This is a genomic window from Lysinibacillus sp. G1-3 (assembly GCF_056322905.1).
On record NZ_JBWHYQ010000003.1, the window covers coordinates 63,400 to 85,383 of the forward strand.

Consider the following 21,984-nt stretch of genomic DNA (forward strand, 5'->3'; position numbering starts at 1 on the left):
TTTAACTAACAATTATCGGGACGGGATAGGGTTTTAAATAATTGAATTTTCAATTATTTTACCGCATTAGCTAACGCTTCCGCCCGTTCTTGCTCCCACTTCGCTAAAGCTTCTTTAAACTCCTCATTACTCATTGGTTTTTCTAAAACTCGCTGACCTTTAAACTTCTCGGCCGTCACACCAAATGGGGAGTATTGAGCCTCAAATGGATTTAATTTAGAAGCAACATAGCCACTACCTCCTACTGAATAAGGAATGACAAATGCCTCATCAATTAAGAACGCTTCCGCTTTCGCAAACAGCTCGTAACGTTTTGTTGTATCGATCGTCACTTTTGCTTCGTCTACTAAGTTTTGATATTTAGTTTTTCCGTTTGCTTCTGTATAACCTTCAGCTAACTCCGGTTTATTATAAGTACCGTCTGCAGTGAATGGATCCGTATACGTTGATGGATCGGCATAGTCTGGACCCCAGTTAGCTTCAAGGAATGCAAATTTACCAGGTTTACGAACCTCTGCTAAAAAGCCTGTTGATGGTCCGGCCTCTACAATAACGTCTACATAGTCAGTTCCTAATAATTTTTCAATCTGCTGTTCCACGACTTGTGAACGATTTGCCCAATCTGGACTACCAGAGTTATAAGGCATTAACACTTTTACCGGGAAAGTTACTTTCCCTTCTAATGCTTTTTTCGCTTTTTCCTTGTACTCTAATGCCTTTTCCTTATTAAAGGAGTCGGTGTTCGTTAGATTAGCTAATGGTTTTAATTGTGTATAGTCAACTCCCTCTATGTTGACAAAGTTTTTAGGCGTAATTGTGTTGCTCAGTAAATCTTTTGGATTATAAGGTTCTAACGTAAGCATCGCAGATTCACGGTCAAGCGCATGGAACAATGATTTTCGGAAATCTTTATTATTGACCGCTTTCTTCCAATTTTCAGGCTCGTATTCTGCATCAAACTGCGGATTAAAGTTTAATGCAAAGAAGTACGTATAGAAGTTATTTTGTGTTTGACGGATTTGTGTTTTTTTCTTTTCGTCTTTAAACCACTCATCAATAATAGAAGTTGGAATACTCGCTGAATCGATTTCTCCTCGTAAAAATAATTCTGGTGCTACTGTAGCCGCTTCTTTATTATATTTATAGCGAATACGATCAATCAGTACATTGTCTTTATCCCAATACTTATCATTTTTCACAAGTACTCGCTCATTTTGCGGTTCAAATTTATCTAAAATAAACGATCCGTTATAAAGGAAATTTTCACGAGTTGTACCAAAACTATCACCTTTTTCTTCTATAAACTTCCCGTTAACTGGGAAGAAGCAGACGTAGTTCAACATCGACAGGAAATAAGGTGTAGGCGTTTCTAAAGTATATTCCACTGTCTGCTTATCTACCGCCTTAATGCCTACCTTCGTAAAGTCAGTCATATCACCGTTATAGAAGGCTTCCCCATTTTTTACGACCGTCGCAATCCAAGCTGTCGATGATTCATTTTTTGCATCAAGTACATAATGTAAGCCATCTACGAAATCTTGAGCAACAACATCCGCATACTCTTTACCGTCATGTGTAACCCATTTTGCATCGTCACGAAGCTTGAACGTCCAAACAGTAGCATCTTCATTTGATGACCATTCTTTCGCTAAGCCCGGTTGCACAACACCATACTTATCATACTCAATTAATCCATCAACTAAGTTCGCTGCAACAGCAAACTCATTCGTTTCAGAAGTCTTTAAGTAATTTAGCGTTTTTATTTCCCCCGAATAAACAACCCGATACTCTGATTTTTTCTCACTTGATGAATCGTCACTACAGGCTGCACAAAGCATTACAACTAGACACGCGAAAAGCATCCAATATCTTTTCATAATAAGCATCCCCCTAGCAATCTTTTTATCTCGCATAAACGGGTAGAGATTTATATGTACCGTAAGCGAAAGCGTCAAGTACAAGACTCCCACTTCAAGATATATAAGCAGGGATTAACTACCCGTAAAAGCCCTTTTTGTTCATCAGTGGAGGATGAAACACTTCCACTGGAGAAACTACGTTGAAAATCCTACCCCAACGGCATCTGTCATCCTAATTCGATCATTTTCAAATTTTGGACCCCCAGCAATAGGATCTTTCACACATAAACTCGGTCCATCTAAATCTACCATCGTGATATTTTTCTGTGATGCGGCAAAATGTGCAGCAGCACTTACGCTAATTTTTGTCTCTAACATACAGCCAATCATGCATTGTATGTCGTTTGCCTCCGCAATGTGGCAAATTTTCTGTGCTTGATAAATGCCTCCTGATTTCATGAGCTTAATATTAATCAAATCCGCAGCTCGCTTTTCAATAATTGTATAGGCATCTTTTGCAGTGAAAACACTTTCATCCGCCAAAATATTTGTCTTTGTATTAGCCGTCACGAATTGCATTCCTACTAGATCATGGCAATGAACAGGCTGCTCAACCAATTCAACATTCGTACCTGCATCTTCAAGTGCGCCAATAATTTGTACAGCCTGCTTTGATGTCCAGCCCTGATTCGCGTCCACCCGTAATGTTATGGCGTGTCCAACTGCATCACGAATAGCAACAACTCGCTCTACATCACCTGCTGGATCTTTCCCCACCTTGATTTTTAAAATTTGAAAACCTCGCTGAACAGCGGCTATACTATCCTTCACCATTTCTTCAGAATCATTTACACTTATCGTAATATCTGTAATTAATTCTTTCCGATAGCCTCCTAGTAATTTATACAGAGGTGTTTGATAGTGTTTCGCCAATAAATCATAAACCGCCATATCTACGGCGGCTTTCGCACTGGTGTTTTGATAAATGCTGCTGTCGATTCGCTCCATGATTGCTGTCAATTCTTCAATATCCATCCCGATAACGGCTGGCTTGATATACTCTTCTATCGCGTGCGAAATGGACCCTAGAGTTTCACCAGTAATAGCAGCAGTCGGTGCCGCTTCACCGATGCCTATTTGCCCATCATCAGTGTGAACATAGACGGCAATATTGTGAATGCTATGCACTGTTCTTAAAGCTGTTTTAAACGGTGTTATAAGCGGTGCTTCTACTTTCCCTACGATAATATCTTTTATTTTCATCTATTCACCTACCTTTTCATTGCTTATGTTAAGAATTGTAATATTCGAAGCACCTCATAAAAATTATCCGTTACGAATTCCACTGTATTATGTGGTTTAAACGTAGCATTCGGATAGAACGAGTTTCGATATGCACGCGTATGATCACGATAAATGATTTCCACTACAAAGCGCTCCGGTAATGGTAATTGCAAATCTTCCCGAGGAACTTTCATTGAGTCCTCAACAAGTCGTTTCGTTTCTTTAATCGTCAGCTGTGGGCTAACACTAATAGTTGCATTTCCGATCCCTTCTTTTGTAGCAAATGTGAGGATATGATCATTGATTGATTGAATTTCCTCTGTTAACCCCACATCTCCACTAACAAATGAAACTGGAACACCATGTAAAGCAGCCGCGTACGTATTAATTAAAAATTCACTCGCATACTCCCCATTAATTTTCACATCCGCAAAAACACAAAGCGTATGTGCCAAAGGATTACGCGCACTTCCCCCTTTACTGTGGTAACCAATAAAAATCGCTCGATCAAAGCTCTTATCAAGTCCCGCGACCATACACATCGGGTCATACGTCCAACCTCGAATAATCTTGCAATTTACTGGTAAATTAGAAATATCTAGATTACGTGCTGAATCATGGGCATCCTTTAGTAAAATTTCGGTTGCTCCACCACGAATAGCCCCCTCTATAGCGGCTTCTACTTCCTTTGTCATTTGCTTTTGGAAAAACTGATAATCCGGCGCGTTTAGCTCCGTCTCACTCCATGCTGTTGTACCAGTAATTCCCTCAATATCTGCACTAATATAAACCTTCATAGAAATCGAAACTCCTTTAAATTATTGTCTTGGATAATGGCTTCCGCAGCCCCATAACTAGCTTCTTGCGCACCAACACGTCTTGCCCATGAAACATTATTAAAATCGTAATGCCACCATTCCTCTGAATAATTCGTAAAGCCAACCATCGTCATACAGTTATATAGAAGACGTCGATGTACACAGGCTTCCCAATCTTCCTCTGGCTGTTGTTCAAAATAGCGTGTCGCAGACTTTCCACTGAGTTCATCAAATGCTGAACCTAAATTTAAGGCATTCCCCTCCAAATCTCCTAGTGTCAGATCAATCGCTCCACCTGTTAAATGAGGGGCGAAATGAGCATGATCTTTGCTAGGAAACGCAACATATTTACGAGTTTCACTTACAACCTCTTGCTCAGTAAAATGGGGATAAAGCTGTGCGATTTGTTTTGAAAAACTCTTAAACAAAAATTGCTGCACTTGGAACGGACGATAGCCATCATATAAGATCATGCTAAAATTTTCAGGTAATAATAATAGTGCTTTTATCAATCGGTCATAGACACCTTGACGTAAATAAATAACTTGTAAACTATTTGGTATTTTTTGATGATAGTATATTGGCTCAATAAAAATTCTTGAATGTTCTTCTCCAATTTGAATGATTGGCTCACCATTTTCACAAATTGCTGGCGTTGATTCCCTCATTGAAGTTTTATTTGCCTCAATAGGTTGAAAAATGGGGTCATGTATAGTTCACACCTCCAATTTCAGGTTTCGATAAATTTTTTAGATAATTCAGTTTTATCGAATGTATCACACCTTAAATTTATTGACTAGATAAAAAAAAAAATCTTACAGAGTAATAGCTAATCTCTGTTTTTTAAACAAGATGCGCCAAATCATTGATGCAAGGAGTCGAAAGGGGATGTTTTTTCACCTATTTAGGAATTTTATTCGTGGATAGGGTAGAAGATTACCGAAATACAATAAAAAATGAAACCCATCACCTTCTTCAAGGTTTCCAACCATAACGTGTGGTTGATTTCCGTTCCGACTTGACGTTTTCCAGGGGCGTGCAATCAGAACGGAAATCAGCTTATATAAATGGCATACGTTTTATGAAATGACATCCACCATCTGTGATAAGCCTTAGTAATTGGTTATAAAAAATCCTCCATTTTGATATTAATCAAAACAGAGGTAAACTCTTCTAATTATTTCGAGATTACTATACGGTCCAATAGCCAAGTAAATAGTATTTTTATTACTACTTCGAGCACTAAAATTAAAAATGTTTCATGCCTATTTATAGAGCTAAAATCGATAGGCTTCAACTTTATGTCCATCTCGACCAATTGTAGTCTGTGCCTGTGATAATGAATTTAAAATGGCTTCCTCTGTTGCTTCTGCAGCTGCTGCAAATAATTGATTCATGATAGGGTGATCCTCACGTAGCTGTGTACGTGTTTCAACAAGTTGATCTGATAGATGTGCGATATGATGTGCTGTTGTAAAGCCAATGACTATATCTCCGCTGCCATGTGAAAAGTGACTGCCTGTACGTCCTAGTCCAATACCGCAACGTTTAATGACACGTGTTAGTTGACGACTACTAAGCGGAGCGTCTGTAGCAAGTACGATGATAATGGAGCCATCTGTCGGAGATAATGTCGATTCACTTTGACCGTTCGAAGTAATATATCGATGTGCTAGAAACTCTGAGCTTTGCCCGAAATTACTAAGGACCATACATCCTATCGTATAGTTCGTTGACTCATGTGTCACAATTCGGGAAGATGAACCAATTCCACCTTTATAGCCAAAGCACATCATTCCTTTTCCTGCACCAACTGCCCCTTCCTTTGCTGTTTCATTTGATGCGTTGCGGATCGCTTCCTCAGCATGTTCAGGTGTGATAGGACATTCTCGAATAGAATTTAAATAGCTATCGTTACATTCCCCGACTACGATATTAATAGTTCCTGTTGAATGACCTATTTCACTATTCGAATCTAGCATAAATTGTAACGTTCCTTGTGTTACAGCCGGAACGCCAAATGTATTCGTTAGCATAATTGGTGATTCAATAACCCCTAGTTCATTCACTTGAACGAGCCCTGTCGTTTTCCCAAAGCCATTTATGACATAGCTTGCCGCAGTAACTTTTTGCTGAAATAAATTGCCATCATGCGGTAAAATCGCCGTTACTCCTGTACAGGCATAAGCGCCGTCTTGATTCATCTTCTCATCGAGCGTTACATGACCTACATGCACGCCAGCTACATCGGTAATACAATTTTTCTCGCCAGTGGATATTGTTCCAATAACGATTCCCATTTCTCGTACTTTCATATTACTCCCCCTTATGAATCGCCATATTTACTGCAGCATTTGCATGGAGAATTGTTGTATCAAAAACAGGTACTTTCAGATCTTCCTGTTTAATAAGTAATCCAATCTCTGTACAGCCTAATATAATTCCTTGTGCTCCCGACTGCACAAGGTTTTCAATCACCTGTAAATAATATTCCTTCGATGTTTGTTCAATTTGGCCCAAACATAATTCTTCATAAATGATACGATTGACCTCAGTACGCTCGTCAACAAGTGGAACAATCACATCAATGCCAAATCCTTCTACTCTAGCTTTATAGAAATCTTGTTCCATCGTGTACTTTGTCCCAAGAAGGGCAACTTTTTGTAAACTAGCTTTTTCTATTTGATTTGCTGTCGCATCCGCTATATGTAAAATCGGTAATTGGATTTTTGCGGCAACGATATCTATAACTTTGTGCATTGTATTTGTACAAATGATAATAAAATCTGCCCCTGCACGCTCTAGAGATTGCGCGGCTTCTCCCAGCACTTGCCCCGCCTTCTCCCAATCTCCCTCAGCTTGGTAATGCTCAATTTCTTGAAAATCTACACTATACAAAATACATTTGGCTGAATGTAAGCCTCCTAATTGTGTCTTTACCTCTTGATTCATAAGACGGTAATACTCAGCAGAAGACTCCCAGCTCATACCACCAATCATGCCAATAGTTTTCATACAAATTCCCCCTTTAATTTGACTGATTACACATAATATCATGTTCATTTCTGCTCCAACTTGGTTTCAATAATTGTCATACCTATCTTTTGTTGATTAGCCTATAATTTAATTATTATACTAAAAAGCCAGCCTAAATAAGAGAATTTTCTAAAACTTCACTAATTGAAACTACCTTCCTCCATTTCTTCCGCTTTTCTTTTTAAGAAGTGTAAATATCTAATTAATAAAATGGGGATAGAACTAACAACAAGATTAATACTAATAAAAAAGAAACTGGCATCCTTATAATCAATGAATATAGAATATACAAAGCCGATTAGACCACTCAAAATCAATAAAACAATAGATGAAAACCAGGGAAACAAAAAAGTAATCATTCCTGCAAATATGATCACTAACATAATCATAACTAAAAAGTGCCAATACAAAAGTAAGTAAAACACCATACCGAACCTCCTTTTCATACAACTTGCATTTTTCTTTCATCTCATTCTATTTATCCGGTAAAATTCCTACAAAACAATCCATACTAACCAACATCTAGGGATATGTATTTCAAATATTGTAAAAATATTACGTCGCACACAAAATTAATATAATTCAGTATTTTCAAAAAGTGGATATATTACAAAAAAACAGTGTAGACTAAAGCGTATTGAGATTGGAGGAAAGCAAATGGAATGGTTAACGAATATTGTAGGTGATACTAATAATATTTTATGGACATATTGCATTATTACATTGTTAATAGCTGCTGGATTGTATTTTTCATTTGGCACAAAATTTGTCCAAATTCGACTTTTCCCTGAAATGTTTCGTTTAATAGTGGAGAAAAGAGAGGGAGATTCAGGTGTTTCTCCGTTCCAAGCCTTTACGATTAGCGCAGCCTCACGTGTAGGTACTGGGAATATTACAGGTGTTGCATTAGCAATCGGTGTAGGTGGACCTGGAGCAGTATTTTGGATGTGGATTATTGCCATCTTAGGAATGGCGACTGCCTTTATTGAAAGTACGCTTGCACAGGTGTACAAAGTAAAGGATGGCGATACGTTCCGTGGTGGACCAGCATATTATATGGAAAAAGCTTTAGGTCAACGTAAATTAGGGATTATTTTTGGTATTCTTTTAACGTTAAGCTTTGGCTTTATATTTAATGCGGTACAATCGAATACGATTGCAACTTCTGTAGGTGAGGCATTTAATATTAAGCCTGCTATCATTGGTGTTATGTTAGTTGTGTTAACGGCCATGATTATTTTTGGTGGCGTACATAGAATTGTAAAAGTTACGCAAGTACTTGTACCTGTTATGGCGGTTTTCTATTTAGCTGTAGCCCTTTTTGTTATTGTAACGAATCTGACTGAAATACCTGCCGTTTTCAAATTGATTTTCACAGAAGCGTTTGGTCTTCAGGAAGCTGCTGGTGGTGCGATTGGAGCTGCTATTATGCAAGGTGTACGCCGTGGCTTATTTTCTAATGAAGCCGGTATGGGTAGTGTCCCTAATGCTGCAGCTACAGCCAATACCTCACATCCTGCAAAGCAAGGATTAGTGCAAAGTTTAGGTGTATTTTTTGATACAATTATGATTTGTTCTGCAACAGCGTTTATTATTATTTTAGCGGGTCTATATAATACTGGTGAAAGTAATGGAATTATTCTTACACAAAATTCCTTAGCTGTACATGTAGGTGGATGGGCTCCTTACTTTATTGCAATTTCTATTATTTTCTTTGCCTTTAGTTCGATCGTTGGAAATTACTATTACGGTGAATCTAATATTGAGTTTATGAATGCACATAAAGGTTGGATGTTTGGCTACCGTATTTTAGTGCTTGCTATGGTTATGTTCGGTGCTCTTGCGCAAGTAGAGCTTGTTTGGAACTTAGCAGACCTATTCATGGGACTAATGGCTATCATCAATATTACGGTCATCTTGTTACTTGGTAAAATTGCCTTCAAAGTGTTAGACGACTTTACAATACAACGCAATGCAGGCAAAAACCCTGTATTTTATGCAAAATCAATCCCAACATTGAAAAATACTGATTGCTGGGAAGAAGATCGATAATCTATACAAAAACGCCATTCCTCAAACGGAATGGCGTTTTTGTTATGTTTATAATTAATATTTAAATTGACTAATTAGCTGTTTTAGCTCGTCTGCCATATGCGCAAGAGCTTGTGCAGAAGCATTAATTTCTTCCATCGAAGCTAATTGTTCCTCTGTAGACGCTGCAACATCCTCTGATGCAGCTGCATTTCCTTTTGCTGAAAATGCCAAATCTTCCGTAACAGCAGTTACCTCTTGTACACTTGCTGACATTTGTTCAGAGGCAGAAGATACCTCTTCCATTTTAGGAGTAATCGCCTCCATACTCGACATAATCACTTGGAACTTCGTGATAGCTTCATCCGATACATGTAGACCATTTTGAACATCCTCTGTAACTTTTGCCATGATGTTTACGGATTGTTCGGTTTCTAACTGAATGCCATGGATTAGCTCGAAAATTTGTTGTGCAGATTTCTGGGATTGCTCCGCCAGCTTTCTAACTTCATCAGCTACAACTGCAAAACCTTTTCCGTGCTCCCCTGCTCTTGCTGCCTCAATCGCTGCATTGAGAGCAAGTAAGTTCGTTTGATCTGCAATGCTTGTAATTACATCTAATATAGACGTAATTTGCTGAGAGCGTTCATGTAGTGATTGAATTTTCGTGTTGGAATCGGTCACTGATACATGAATAGATTGCATTTGATCTTTTGTATCTCGGACGGCCTTTCCACCTTCGTCTGCTTGTAACGTTGCATGCTGTGAAAGATCTGTCACTGTAGAAGAGATTTCCGCGATATGAAAAATAGCATTAGAAAGTTCTTGTAACGATTCTGCATTCTTAGTGGCACTCGTCGTTTGCGTGTCTGCGCTCGATGCAACATCTTGAATCGAAATGGCCACCTTTTCTGTCGCTATGCTCGTTTGAGTGGCATTGGCTGTTAGCTCTTCTGCCGACGATGCTACCTCTTCAGCATTTTGTTCAATTTTTTGAATAAGAGTTCTTAAACTGTCTTGCATATCATTAAAGGCTTGTCCTAGCTGTCCAATCTCGTCATGAGAAGTGATTGTCACTTTCTCTGTTAAATCACCTTTACTAATGGTTACTGCACTATCCTTGAGCGATTTAATCGGTTTTATGATTCCTTTCAAAACAAAATAGAAAACAATTGCACTTATGACAATCGCAATAATTAACACGAGTAATGTATGATTTAAAATTGGTGATGCTGATTCATCAATTTCCTTCGCAAAAATTGTTCCGGTAATTTTCCAATTCGTCAATTCGTTCGTTGTAAAGAACAAAATACGATCTTCACCTTCAAATACATATTCATACGTTCCCGATTTGCTGTCGTACATTTTGTCGCTGAAGCTTTCTTTTATTTCGCTACCTGGTTCTATAGTCGGGTCTGAAATGACCATTTTATCTTCACTAAAAATAGATGAATATCCATTTTTCCCGATACTGATAGCGTCCGAAACTTTTTGAATGTCTGTCAATTTTAAATCAATTGCCACTACCCCAGATTGATCTTTTACCTGCTGAGCAATTGTTACAATCATATCTCCTGTCGCTACATCTTTATAAGGTTTCGTTATTAAAGTTTCTCCCTTCAAAGCCATAGCTTCTTTATACCAATCTCTTTCCAAAGGATTGTAATCAGCGCTATTCGATTTTGGTTCTACAAATACTTCTCCGTCATTTGTTCCAACATAAATACTTAAAACATCTGGACTCAGCTTCATATATTCTTGAAAATTCGGTAGTATTTTAGTTTCCTTCTGTTTGTACTTAGAAGAATTTATTTCCTCGCTAAAGGTAGCGATTTCATTTATTTTCGTGCTAATAGTACTATCAATTAACGTATTCAAAATTTTTACACTTTGATCTGTACTAAAAAGTATTTCTTCTTTTATCGAATTTTTTGCTGAAAGATACGATAAGCTTCCTACAGAAATAACTGGGACTAATAGGATAAGAGCAAATAACGTGTAGAGCTTACCCTTAAAGCTTCTAAATAATTTTTTCATGCAACAGTTCTCCTCTAGTCTTCAAAATTCTTGAAATATGTATTTTTATTGTGTTTCTTTTACTGACACTTTACTTGATGATTTAGGCTCGGAAACTATGCCGCTTCCTTCTCTGTTCACAACCTACCCTTCTTTTATCGAAGAAATATCACCCTAGGTTTTTATCGGATGAAATACTTAATTTCAAACCCCTTTTTTTATTTTTTATTTAACTAGATTACAACAGCATAGCGTGTGGGTGATGTCATCTTTGCATAGTTGTTGCTGTCGCTTCGCTTTCGCACAGAGAAAACCTTGTTGCTGTCGCTTCGCTTTCGCACAGAGAAAACCTTGTTGCTGTCGCTTCGCTTTCGCACAGAGAAAATCTTGTTGCTGTCGCTTCGCTTTCGCACAGAGAAAATCTTGTTGCTGTCGCTTCGCTTTCGCACAGAGAAAATCTTGTTGCTGTCGCTTCGCTTTCGCACAGAGAAAACCAGGTGCCATCTTTCGACAACGAAAAATCAATGTAGAACCTATTTTCGGATTCTTAAAGACTAATTTTCGTTTCATTCGATTTTCTGTCCGTAGTAAATAAAAGGTTGAAAACAATATAGGCTTTTTGCATTGATGCCATTAAATCTCCGGAAATACACTACCATTATTAAATTTAGAAAATAGAATGACTTAGTCAAACAAGAAAATGTCCCAGTGTCATTTATTAGTATTGAAAAACAAAATACTCAAGGACATCTTTGCGAATATTTTCTATAGCTACAAAACAGAATCGCAAAAGCTACTATAGTTCGTTTTTTATATGAATAAAGATTTAATGAAACAAAATCCTGTTTTATTTAAAAAACAACCACTTTCTATTAACAAATGACTCAAGAAAGCGCCCATTCGTTTTGCCGAAGAGCCTTACTTTTTTTAAAATGAAACCTTAATTTCATTGACACAATAGTTTTTCAATAATATAAAATGCCACTCCCCAAAGGAGGAATGGCATTTTTTCGTACGTCTATTAATATTTAAATTGACTAATTAGCTGTTTTAGCTCATCTGCCATATGCGCAAGAGCTTGTGCAGAAGCATTAATTTCTTCCATCGAAGCTAATTGTTCCTCAGTAGACGCTGCAACATCCTCTGAAGCAGCTGCATTTCCTTTGGCTGAGAATGCCAAATCTTCCGTAACAGCAGTCACCTCTTGTACACTTGCTGACATTTGCTCAGAGGCAGAAGATACCTCTTCCATTTTAGGAGTAATCGCATCCATACTTGACATAATCACTTGGAACTTCGTGATAGCTTCATCCGATACATGTAGACCATTTTGAACATCCTCTGTAACTTTTGCCATGATGTTTACAGATTGTTCGGTTTCTAGCTGAATGCCATGGATTAGCTCGAAAATTTGTTGTGCAGATTTCTGAGATTGCTCCGCAAGCTTTCTAACTTCATCAGCAACAACTGCAAAGCCTTTTCCATGCTCTCCTGCTCTTGCTGCCTCAATCGCTGCATTGAGAGCAAGTAAGTTCGTTTGATCTGCAATGCTTGTAATTACATCTAAAATGGACGTAATTTGCTGAGAGCGTTCATGTAGTGATTGAATTTTCGTGTTGGAATCGGTCACTGATACATGAATAGATTGCATTTGATCTTTCGTATCTCGGACTGCTTTTCCACCTTCGTCCGCTTGTAGCGTTGCATGCTGTGAAAGATCTGTCACAGTAGAAGAAATCTCAGCTATATGAAGAATTGCCTTGGAAAGTTCCTGTAACGATTCTGCATTCTTAATGGCACTCGTCGTTTGCGTGTCTGCGCTCGATGCAACATCTTGAATCGAAATCGCTACCTTTTCTGTAGCAATGCTCGTTTGAGTGGCATTGGCTGTTAGCTCTTCTGCTGACGAGGCAACCTCTTCGGCATTTTGTTCAATTTTTTGAATAAGAGTTCTTAAATTGTCTTGCATATCGTTAAAGGCTTGTCCTAGCTGTCCAATCTCGTCATGAGAAGTGATTGTCACTTTCTCTGTTAAATCACCTTTACTAATGGTTACTGCACTATCCTTTAGTAATCTAATCGGTTTTATAATTGCCTTCATGACAAAAAAGAATACAATCGAGCTGATTACGATCGCAGCAATTAGTACGAGAAACGTTTTTTTCAAAATGGGTGATGCTGATTCGTCAATTTCCTTTGCAAAAATTGTTCCTGTGATTTTCCAGTTTGTCAGTTCATTCGTTGTAAAGAACAAAATGCGGTTATCACCGTCAAAGACATAATCATACGTGCCAGATTTGCTGTCGTACATTTGATTAAGGAAGCTCTCGTTTAATTCCTTACCGGCTTCTAATGTAGGATGTGAAATGACCAAATTTTTGTCACCAAAAATAGAAGGATATCCATTTTTTCCGATACTTATAGAATCTGCGACTTTTTGAATGTCTGTCAATTTCAAATCGATTGCAACTACCCCAGACTGATCTTTCACCTGACGAGCAACTGTTACGACCATATCTCCAGTCCCTGCATCTATGTAAGGATCCGTGATTAAAGTCTCACCTTTTAATTCCTTAGCTTTTTTATACCAATCCCTTTCTAAAGGATTATAATCCGCGCTATTTATTTTTGGTTCTTGGATAAATGTTCCGTCATTTGTTCCAACATAAATACTTAAAACATCTGGACTCAGCTTCATATATTCTTGAAAATTCGGTATTATTTTAGTTTCCTTCTGTTTGTACTTAGAAGAATTTATTTCCTCGCTAAAGGTAGCGATTTCATTTATTTTCGTGCTAATAGCACTATCAATTAATGTATTCAAAATTTTTACACTTTCATCTGCACTAAAAAGTATTTCTTCCTTTATCGAATTTTTTGCTGAAAGATACGATAAGCTTCCTACAGAAATAACTGGGATTAGTAAAATAAGAGCAAATAATGTGTAGAGCTTACCCTTAAAGCTTCCAAATAATCGTTTCATGCAACAGCTCTCCTTTTAACTTTACGAGTTCTTAAAAAGTCTATTGTCAATTTTGAGGTTTCTCTTAATATTCAAAGAGTCCCCAGCACACAGCCTCCCCTTCTCATATCGAATAAATTTTCTTCTTATGTTTTTATCGGACGAAATACACTTAAATTCAAACATTTTTTCATTTTTTTGATTTTCTCGACATAATTCGAGCTCTCCACGCCATTATCCACTAAACAAAGAACCCTATGAATCATTCTTTCTGTATGATTCATAGGGGTTATTTGTTAGTATTTAAATGCCTGAATGGATTCTTGTAAGTCAATCGCCATTTTTGACAAATGTGTAGAAGCAGCCGCTACTTCTTCCATCGCCGCATTTTGTTCCTCAGAGGATGCTGCAACACTTTGAACATTGCTACTCGAATTCATGGATACTTCGCTAATGTAGTCAATTTCTTTTACAAGTTTTTCAATATCTTGATGGATTGTTCGAATAGCCGCTGTAACTGATTCAGTTTGAGCTTGCACATCATTAATGGCATCGTCAATTTGAATGAAATTATCTCTTGCCACATTTACTTTTTCACGACCAACCACTACTGAATCATTACTACTGATCATATCTTCCTCGATAATTCTTGTATCTTCAGTAATTTGCAAAACAACCTTTTCAATATCTACCGCCGCTAGATTCGATTCGTCTGCTAGCTTCCGTACCTCTTCTGCCACTACAGCAAAGCCCTTACCATGCTCACCACTGCGCGCCGCTTCTATAGAGGCGTTGATCGCCAATAGATTTGTTTGGGTAGCAATATTTTTAATAACATTGACTGCTGAGACGATCGCTGCTGTATTTTCATCTAAGTCTTTAACGCGTGTACTTAGCTCTTCTGTATTATTGGCAATGTCATTCATCTGTTCAATGACATTACGAACTGAGGAACGACCTATGCTAGCCATATTTTTAGTTTCTACAGTTGCATAGTTAACATGATCAATATTCATTGATATATCATCCATCTTTTTCAAAATGTGCGAGGATAAGTTTCGTACATCACCTGTTAATGTATCCTGTTCTTCAATACCATGTGCAATATCTTGAATCGATTCTGAGACAACTTCTGTTGCCTGTGTTACTTCCATACTACTCGCTGTGAGCTGCTCGGATGTTGCTGCTACCTGTTCAGCCGAATTACCAACTTGCTTCATCGTATGTTGAAGCTTTTCTGACATCGAATTAAATGAAGCTGCCAGTTGGGCAAACTCATCTTTTGTTTTAAATTGCAGGTGCGTTTGTAGATTGCCAGTTGAGAATTTGTCCATTTCTTCTACTGTTTGCTGAATATTTTTTGCTACTCTTCGCCCAAAAACCGTCGCAATAATAATGCTTATAAGTAAGGAGACTATTGCTAGTACGGCAATCTCTTTGCCACTTCTGTCGCCCTTTTGCTTTGTAGCCTCTATACGCGCCTGCATTTCGTCCTGCTGAGCGGTTGCCATCGTTTTTCCAAACTCAACAAGCTTTAGAGAGCCTTTCCCTAAAACCGGTAATGCTAACTGCTGGGCTTGCAGTTTTTCACCACTTTGAAAAAGCGGTACAATTTGTTCATCTATAGGCTTTTCCCATGCTTCTAATTGCTTTAAAAACAGTTCAAAGTCCGTATTTTTATGTTCGAGTTCTTCAATACGCTGTATAGATTTATGTAATGTTTCTCGTATTTCCTGATGATTGTTGAGCATATCTTCTTTACCATATAACATATACCCGCGAATGGCAGCATTTGCACGAACTGTTTGAAAGGAAATATCATTATACAAATTCATTAGTTCCGTATTTTTTTCGATTTCCGCAAGTGTGTGTTTATTATCATTTAAAAAGTATATGGCAATACTAGTAATTAGTAATAGAAATACTAAAACTATACCAAATGCAAATTGCAGTTTTCGTTCTACCGTTGATTTCATACGACTCCCTCTATTCTACTATTAACATTTATCCTCTTGAGTATAGCCTAATCATATCTTTTATCCCATAAGAAGTGCGTCTTTTATCATGAATTAACACTAATTTTTTACAAAATTTAAACACATCACCAAATGTCTTGACTTCTGTAAATTTAATATGGCTATTTAAAAGCGTAGTGCAAACATAGCGGTAGCAATTACACGATGTTGGTAAACGAACGGGCTTTCATATTGCTGTTCATCGGAAACTTTACCAAAATCAGTCGAAATTATTAACAACTAAAATAAGGGAGAATAGTAGAAAATGAGTAAACCAGATTTATACGTTAGTTTAGTTGTAGGCTCTGAATGTGATATCGAATCGCTTGCAATACGCTCTGTACTTGAGTCATTTGGTGCACGAGTGACTCTTCATTTAATTGGAAGACCCAATGATTTAATGGATGTTTTGTCAGGGGAAGATTTAGACGATCGAATAGATTATTTAATTTTAAACTTCCATGGGGACGAAGGACGTTTTTGCATGCCAAAGCTAGGTGAGGATATTTATGAGGTAAATGAACCAAGGGGTGAATTTTTCGGTCCACAAGAGATCTTAAATTACTGTACATTAAAAGATGTGAACTTTTTTGCCTCTGGCTGTACTTTAGGTGAAAAGCAGCTAGCTACTGCATTTTTAAAAAGAGGTTGCCACTCCTATTTGGCCCCGGATGATTACATAGATGGTAGTGCCAATTTAATGTTTCTCATAAGATTTATGTATGAAATCATTGCTTATGGGCGCAAACAATAAGAAGCCTTTGAAATCGCAAAATCTATTGACGATGAGACTTCGATGTATCAGCTTTATTTTGCATAGAGGCAAGGAAGCAAAAAAATCGTAGCCTCACGCTACGATTTTTTATTATTGTTGATGATTTTTTAACATTGATTCTGTAAAAGCCTGAGATTGTCCCTTTGGAATACTTAATGTTTGCCACTCAGAGCCCTTTATTTGCTTTGCGATGTAAACGATTTGACCGACATGTTGTGAATAATGAGACATTTGTCTTTCAATCGCATCTATCACGGAATGCCGTTCTCCTCTTATCGTTACAACCCCTTGTAAATCAGCTTCCGTTAAACCATGTAACTCATCTAAAAATACTTGCCAGCCCTTTTCCCATACTGTCATAACCTCTTCTTTTGTCTGAAGGCTATCCGTAAATTCATCATCACGATTTCTCGTTGCTTTCTCACCATCTGTCGTTAAGAATTCCGTCCATCTCGATATCATATTTCCACTAATATGTTTTACAATCACTGCGATACTGTTTGAATCTTCATTATACGCCCAGTGCAATTGGGCCTCTTCTAGTTGGTTGAGTGTTTTATCGCCTAGCTCTTTGACACTTCTAAATCTTGTTTTGACAACATTTAAATACATTCGCGCTACCGTCATTGTTGAACCCCCCGTCCCTTTTCAACTATTTTAATATAAACAGAATATAATGTGCTATTTTGGTAACTAGTTGTTGCCTAAAATATACCGATACTCACTAGGGGTTCTTCATCACTACTGATTGCTAGCCTTCACCAATCGAGCTTTCCCAGGCAGTTTTTCTTCCACCTTACTTCTTTGCATTCGCTGAATTTATGTGCGGGATAAATTCCCTTGCAAGAGCAACCATTTTTTCTTGTGCTTCCTGTTGATCACCATTTAATTGATAGCCTATTTGATATACATAGCCATTATAATACGTAAAAAACTCATTGGCTCTTGTACTCATTTGATAAATGCGCTTGCCTGCCGCATCAAAATTATAGTATACATACGCGAAACCTTGATCTGGTGTCATCGCTCGAAAATATAAAGGATTCATGAAATTCAAACCTATATTCGTGATTTCCCCTGAAAAATCCTGACTATCCGTAACTTTATAGTATACTAAAGGATTATGATCCACATTTATTACCGTAAAATTAATATATTGACGATCCACTCCAGTGAGAGACTTTTGTTTAAAACTAAATTGAAATTGCTTTTGCAGACTACCATCTTGCATATCTGATGTTACCGCATAGACCTCTTGTATATTTGATTTAAATGGAAGAGTTTCTGGGTCTATTAGGTGGACAGCATCCCCCATAGTAGCCGCTACTGCTTGCATAGCCTCGAAGCCCTGAAGCGGCGCATAAAATTTGATATTTTCACGGTGATGTAATTGATCTGCTATTGGAAAATACTGACTGAACGTTGTCTCTGTTCCCTCAACTTCTGTTTGAAATAAATCGGTGAATGATTGTTTTTCTTCTTCATGAAGTATTTCTGTCGTTAAATGGTCAATCGGTTTCGAAGCTTGCCATGCAATAAATAGTAAAATAGAGCATGTCATCATGATGGCCAGTGCACGATACGGCCAAAGTTGCTTTGATGGATACGGATCTTCCTGAATTTGTTGTTGAACCTTTTGAATGATTGCTTCTTTATGTGCTGAGACATCCTTCAACACATGCATTGTATGCTTATCCATGGAAAAGTACCTCCCATTCAATATCATGAAGATCAATTTTTAATAATTCCTTCCCTTTTTTCAAACGTGATTTAACTGTACCTTCAGGGATTTCGAGTAGCTTAGCAATTTCTTTTATCGTCATATCCTCTAAATAAAAATACACAATAGGTTCTCGTAGCTTTAACGGTAATTTCAAAATTGCTTCATCTAAAATCGTTTGTTCATCCTGTTGAATAAGCGTATCTTGTAGAACGGATTTTTGCTTAGAGAAAAGCTTATGTTGCACTGAAATTTTCCGAAATGCCCAGCTCTTTAAATAATCCTTACATTTATTAATGGTCATGCGTGCTAAGTACGCCCTCATCTCTCCTCTTTCTTCATAATACTTTTGATGATGAAAAAATTTAATAAACACATTTTGAACGATATCCTCAGCTATTTGTAGATCTTTCGTATAGTAGTATGCGATACGAAATAAATGCTCTGTATGTAGTTCCATTAGTTGCTCTAAATATTCTGTATCAGACAAAAGCTTTCCCTCCTTCTACACTATAAACGAGGCTACAGGTATAAAAGATTAAATATAAACAAAAAAAACCGTCTCTTCATTAATTGAGACGGTTTCCTTCGAGCTATTATAAATTTTCATCAATATATGTTTCTATATCTGATGCAATCGTGTCAATAGGGACATCCTCTGGATTCTCTGCAAACCCCGAATACATTTTTACGATTACGCCATCTTTATCAACTAAGAAAAATTGATTCCCATGAACAACTTGGTCGCTGTTAGGATCATTTTTGACAATTATTTTTGTTGATTTTACAGCGAACTGCTCGATATACTTTTGTGAATAACCAGTAAGTAGATTCCATTTTGATTGATCTGGAACATTATATTTTTTCAAATAATCAGCTAATACTTCTGGTTTATCAACGTCAGGATCAACTGAAAACGCAACAATATTATAATCTTCCACACCTTTTTTCTTCAGCTTCTCTTGAACTTGCGTCATATTAAATGACATTGGTGGACAAATTGAAGTACAATTCGTGAAAATATACATACCAATCCACGGTTTTCCTTTTAAACTCTCTAAAGAAACTTTTTCTCCGCGTTGATTGACATGTTCAAAATCTGGTAATTCCAAACTATAATCTGCTTTAAACTTTGAATTTCCACACGCACTCAGCACAGTTGCAAATGCAAAAAGTAAAACAAGCCCAATTATTTTATTTCTCATCTTTAACACGCTCCCCACTTACACTATCCTCATCCTATCGTACGATGGAAATATTGACAAGGACACTCAAGTGACAGCTTTCGTACATCTTTGTGAAATCGATTTCACTTTAACGAAACAAGCGCATCATGAATGGCATCTAATTTCACTTCTACTCGGTGCAGTAAATAAAACGACACTAAAATAGGAAAACCGATATCCGATATCATGTTTAACCACTGTTCCATGTTGCTCCCTCCTTCACTGCTGATAATTAAAACTAATATTGTTAAAAATGGTCCTTGCAGTACATGCTGCAAAGACCATTTCTTAGTTATTCGATTTCTAAATCAAATTCTGTTACTTGACGATCAACGATGCGAGCCCCAGTCATTGTAACCAGAGTGCCAGCTTGTCCTTCAAAAACATTTTTAGCGATGATCGTTTGCATTACCTTTTGAATTTCTTCCGCTGTTATCTTTGGCTTCGGTGCATCAATCGCAAATGTTGCTGTTTTCCCTGCTGCTGTTTCAAATTGCAGTTCTAAAACTTGTGTCATAGCTTTCCCTCCTTAGGATAAATCTGTTGTTTCTTGTTTTACAATGCTATCTAGTGAATGTGAAGATAGACTTGCAATGGCTTTTGCAACAGCTACTAAATCTTCTGCCGAATGCGAGCTGTTCAAATTTCGGTACGTTTTTGTTGTGAACATAGGCTCGTTTTGGGCATCGTGTCCAGCGACATACTTTAAGCGCAGTGTAGCACCTACGAAATTGACTTTTGCCATGGAGTTCACCTCCTTTCTTACACAATATATACTGACTTATTGCTAAAAAAGGGACATTTAGGATGAATTTTTTTATGTAAGCTTTTATAATAGAGTGAGAGAAGGCAAAGAGGTGAACGATTTGTTAAGTGGTTGGTTTTTATGGTTTATCCTATTTTGGGTAGTTGTACTTATTTCATTTATGGCGATAGGCGGATTTTTCATGTTCCGCAAATTTTTAAAGGCATTACCGAAGCAGGACGGTAAATCTGATTTAGATTGGCAGGAGTATTATTTAGATAAAACCATTCATTTATGGGGACAACCTGAGAAAGAGCTTTTATATGAACTTGTAAGCCCTGTACCTGAGCTTTTTAGACAAGTAGCAAAGGAAAAAATTGCAGGGAAAATTGGAGAACTTGCAATAGAAGAAAAGGCATCTGCTATTAACCATGATTTAATTATACGTGGCTATATTCAAGCAACGCCTAAGCGCGACCATAAATTTTTACGTAAGAAATTAGATGAAATGCAGATTGACATTTCTCCATATGAACATCTATTTGAATGAAGAAACGCTGCACAAAATCGTTGTGCAGCGTTTTCAATTCCCTTGCTAAGTTTAATTCACATCTTTTCCAATCCCCCCTTTCTGAATCTATCCGTCACCTTGGCTCTTTTATCCGTCGATTTTGCCTTTCATTCCGTCGCTTGAACGACTCTTTCCGTCACTTTGGCAATCCTATCCGTCGCTCTGTTTTCTATCCTTCACCTCGGCTCTTTTATCCGTCGTTTCTTTCCGTCGTTCTGACGACTCTTTCCGTCACTTCCGCAATTCTATCCGCCGCCCTGTTTTCTATCCTTCACCTTGGCAATCCTTTCCGTCGGCCTGTTTCCTATCCTTCACTTTGGTTCTTCTTTCCGTCGCTAGTACTACTCTATCCATCAGCCAAAATGCATAAAAAAACTACACTAGATAAAATCTCTAGTGTAGTTCTTCCATTAATAATTCTTCAGCGGAATTGTTTTTTTGATTTTTATAAACTGAATAAGCATAGCGATTCGCCAAGGAAGTAACATCGCGAACGCTAGAATCCAAAACATTCCTGCTAATTCACCAACGTCAATGGAGTTACTTAATATTACTTTTGCAACTATACGGAACACTAATAGTCCGATTAGTATAAAAACGAATGCCTTTGAACGTTTTAAATAAATATCTTGGCCTTTTACTTCAAATTTAGAAGTGGCAATTAAGATTGTCGAGAATACCATGCCGACTGCTGCCGCTTCAAGAATTTGCATGGGTGGCACTCGAAATTGTTCGAATAAAAACATTAACGCACCTGTAGACATCGCTATAGGTGGAATGATAATTTTCTTCTCATTTGTCGGTTTCTTAGACGCTCGCATACGTATAACCATGACAAAGGTACCCATAAAAATGGCCATTATGGTCGAACCTATTACATAATAGTGAGAAGGGATATTGCTAAACATAAAAAATCCTCCTCTAAT

General features: G+C 37.5%; 19 protein-coding genes and 4 pseudogenes. 4 read left to right on the top strand and 19 right to left on the bottom strand.

The window, feature by feature from the left end; genetic code table 11:
- Positions 1-53: 53 nt before the first annotated feature.
- The 6 genes from ACVYAD_RS03665 to ACVYAD_RS03690 all read right to left on the bottom strand — a co-directional run bounded on the left by ACVYAD_RS03665 (position 54) and on the right by ACVYAD_RS03690 (position 6,976).
- Positions 54-1,877: a peptide ABC transporter substrate-binding protein gene (locus ACVYAD_RS03665; protein WP_476424678.1), complete on the bottom strand. Its 1,824-nt coding sequence runs from the start codon at positions 1,875-1,877 to the stop codon at positions 54-56.
- 177 nt (positions 1,878-2,054) lie between these two features.
- Positions 2,055-3,122, bottom strand: a complete 1,068-nt coding sequence (locus ACVYAD_RS03670) for a dipeptide epimerase (protein WP_476424680.1) — start codon at positions 3,120-3,122, stop codon at positions 2,055-2,057.
- Positions 3,123-3,145: 23 nt separating this feature from the next.
- The gene (locus ACVYAD_RS03675) at positions 3,146-3,940 is read right to left on the bottom strand and encodes a M55 family metallopeptidase (protein WP_476424682.1); all 795 of its coding nucleotides are present in this window, start codon (positions 3,938-3,940) and stop codon (positions 3,146-3,148) included.
- Positions 3,937-4,629, bottom strand: a complete 693-nt coding sequence (locus tag ACVYAD_RS03680) for a M15 family metallopeptidase (protein WP_476424684.1) — start codon at positions 4,627-4,629, stop codon at positions 3,937-3,939. Before ACVYAD_RS03680 ends, ACVYAD_RS03675 begins: the two co-directional genes overlap by 4 nt.
- A gap of 609 nt (positions 4,630-5,238) precedes the next feature.
- A complete protein-coding gene (locus ACVYAD_RS03685) occupies positions 5,239-6,276 on the bottom strand; it encodes a DmpA family aminopeptidase (protein ID WP_476424686.1) in 1,038 nt (345 codons plus the stop codon).
- Position 6,277: 1 nt separating this feature from the next.
- Positions 6,278-6,976 (bottom strand): aspartate/glutamate racemase family protein, encoded by a 699-nt coding sequence (locus ACVYAD_RS03690; RefSeq protein ID WP_476424688.1) that lies wholly within the window; start codon positions 6,974-6,976, stop codon positions 6,278-6,280.
- A gap of 678 nt (positions 6,977-7,654) precedes the next feature.
- Between ACVYAD_RS03690 and ACVYAD_RS03695 the strand changes: the two genes are divergently transcribed.
- A complete protein-coding gene (locus ACVYAD_RS03695) occupies positions 7,655-9,049 on the top strand; it encodes an alanine/glycine:cation symporter family protein (protein WP_476424690.1) in 1,395 nt (464 codons plus the stop codon).
- A gap of 54 nt (positions 9,050-9,103) precedes the next feature.
- On the opposite strand, the gene ACVYAD_RS03700 is transcribed toward ACVYAD_RS03695, so the two are convergent.
- Together ACVYAD_RS03700 and ACVYAD_RS03705 are read right to left on the bottom strand one after the other, a co-directional pair.
- A complete protein-coding gene (locus tag ACVYAD_RS03700) occupies positions 9,104-11,065 on the bottom strand; it encodes a methyl-accepting chemotaxis protein (protein WP_476424692.1) in 1,962 nt (653 codons plus the stop codon).
- Between the two features lie 204 nt (positions 11,066-11,269).
- Positions 11,270-11,614: a hypothetical protein gene (locus ACVYAD_RS03705; protein WP_476424940.1), complete on the bottom strand. Its 345-nt coding sequence runs from the start codon at positions 11,612-11,614 to the stop codon at positions 11,270-11,272.
- On the opposite strand from ACVYAD_RS03705, the pseudogene ACVYAD_RS03710 reads away from it, so the two are divergent.
- Positions 11,547-11,722 (top strand): annotated as a pseudogene (locus ACVYAD_RS03710) (transposase); the annotation flags it as partial. The gene ACVYAD_RS03705 and the pseudogene ACVYAD_RS03710 overlap by 68 nt on opposite strands.
- Positions 11,723-12,065: 343 nt before the next feature.
- Here ACVYAD_RS03710 and ACVYAD_RS03715 read toward each other — a convergent pair.
- The 3 genes and pseudogenes from ACVYAD_RS03715 to ACVYAD_RS03725 form a co-directional block, all read right to left on the bottom strand.
- A pseudogene (locus tag ACVYAD_RS03715) lies at positions 12,066-12,746 on the bottom strand (methyl-accepting chemotaxis protein); the annotation flags it as partial.
- Between the two features lie 258 nt (positions 12,747-13,004).
- Positions 13,005-14,027 (bottom strand): annotated as a pseudogene (locus ACVYAD_RS03720) (HAMP domain-containing protein); the annotation flags it as partial.
- Between the two features lie 275 nt (positions 14,028-14,302).
- Complete coding sequence (locus tag ACVYAD_RS03725; RefSeq protein ID WP_476424694.1) at positions 14,303-15,982, bottom strand: methyl-accepting chemotaxis protein; 1,680 nt, start codon at positions 15,980-15,982, stop codon at positions 14,303-14,305.
- 304 nt (positions 15,983-16,286) lie between these two features.
- Between ACVYAD_RS03725 and ACVYAD_RS03730 the strand changes: the two are divergent.
- Positions 16,287-16,841 (top strand): annotated as a pseudogene (locus ACVYAD_RS03730) (delta-aminolevulinic acid dehydratase).
- A 45-nt stretch (positions 16,842-16,886) separates the two neighbouring features.
- Here ACVYAD_RS03730 and ACVYAD_RS03735 read toward each other — a convergent pair.
- The 7 genes from ACVYAD_RS03735 to ACVYAD_RS03765 form a co-directional block, all read right to left on the bottom strand.
- On the bottom strand, positions 16,887-17,423 hold the full coding sequence (locus tag ACVYAD_RS03735) for a DUF1572 family protein (protein ID WP_476424696.1): 537 nt from the start codon (positions 17,421-17,423) through the stop codon (positions 16,887-16,889).
- 169 nt (positions 17,424-17,592) lie between these two features.
- The gene (locus ACVYAD_RS03740) at positions 17,593-18,495 is read right to left on the bottom strand and encodes a hypothetical protein (protein ID WP_349658662.1); all 903 of its coding nucleotides are present in this window, start codon (positions 18,493-18,495) and stop codon (positions 17,593-17,595) included.
- Positions 18,488-19,006, bottom strand: a complete 519-nt coding sequence (locus tag ACVYAD_RS03745; RefSeq protein WP_476424699.1) for an RNA polymerase sigma factor — start codon at positions 19,004-19,006, stop codon at positions 18,488-18,490. Before ACVYAD_RS03745 ends, ACVYAD_RS03740 begins: the two co-directional genes overlap by 8 nt.
- Positions 19,007-19,112: 106 nt before the next feature.
- On the bottom strand, positions 19,113-19,721 hold the full coding sequence (locus ACVYAD_RS03750) for an SCO family protein (protein WP_476424701.1): 609 nt from the start codon (positions 19,719-19,721) through the stop codon (positions 19,113-19,115).
- A gap of 104 nt (positions 19,722-19,825) precedes the next feature.
- Positions 19,826-19,948: a YvrJ family protein gene (locus tag ACVYAD_RS03755; RefSeq protein ID WP_082337366.1), complete on the bottom strand. Its 123-nt coding sequence runs from the start codon at positions 19,946-19,948 to the stop codon at positions 19,826-19,828.
- A gap of 86 nt (positions 19,949-20,034) precedes the next feature.
- Positions 20,035-20,259 carry a DUF2922 domain-containing protein gene (locus tag ACVYAD_RS03760; protein WP_476424703.1) on the bottom strand — a complete coding sequence of 75 codons (225 nt, stop codon included), beginning with the start codon at positions 20,257-20,259 and terminating at the stop codon, positions 20,035-20,037.
- 12 nt (positions 20,260-20,271) lie between these two features.
- Positions 20,272-20,487 (bottom strand): DUF1659 domain-containing protein, encoded by a 216-nt coding sequence (locus tag ACVYAD_RS03765; RefSeq protein WP_349658666.1) that lies wholly within the window; start codon positions 20,485-20,487, stop codon positions 20,272-20,274.
- Between the two features lie 121 nt (positions 20,488-20,608).
- Between ACVYAD_RS03765 and ACVYAD_RS03770 the strand changes: the two genes are divergently transcribed.
- Entirely contained in the window at positions 20,609-21,037 is a 429-nt protein-coding gene (locus ACVYAD_RS03770) for a DUF2621 domain-containing protein (protein ID WP_476424930.1), read from the top strand.
- 431 nt (positions 21,038-21,468) lie between these two features.
- On the opposite strand, the gene ACVYAD_RS03775 is transcribed toward ACVYAD_RS03770, so the two are convergent.
- On the bottom strand, positions 21,469-21,966 hold the full coding sequence (locus ACVYAD_RS03775) for a CcdC family protein (protein ID WP_349658731.1): 498 nt from the start codon (positions 21,964-21,966) through the stop codon (positions 21,469-21,471).
- Between the last annotated feature and the right edge of the window lie 18 nt (positions 21,967-21,984).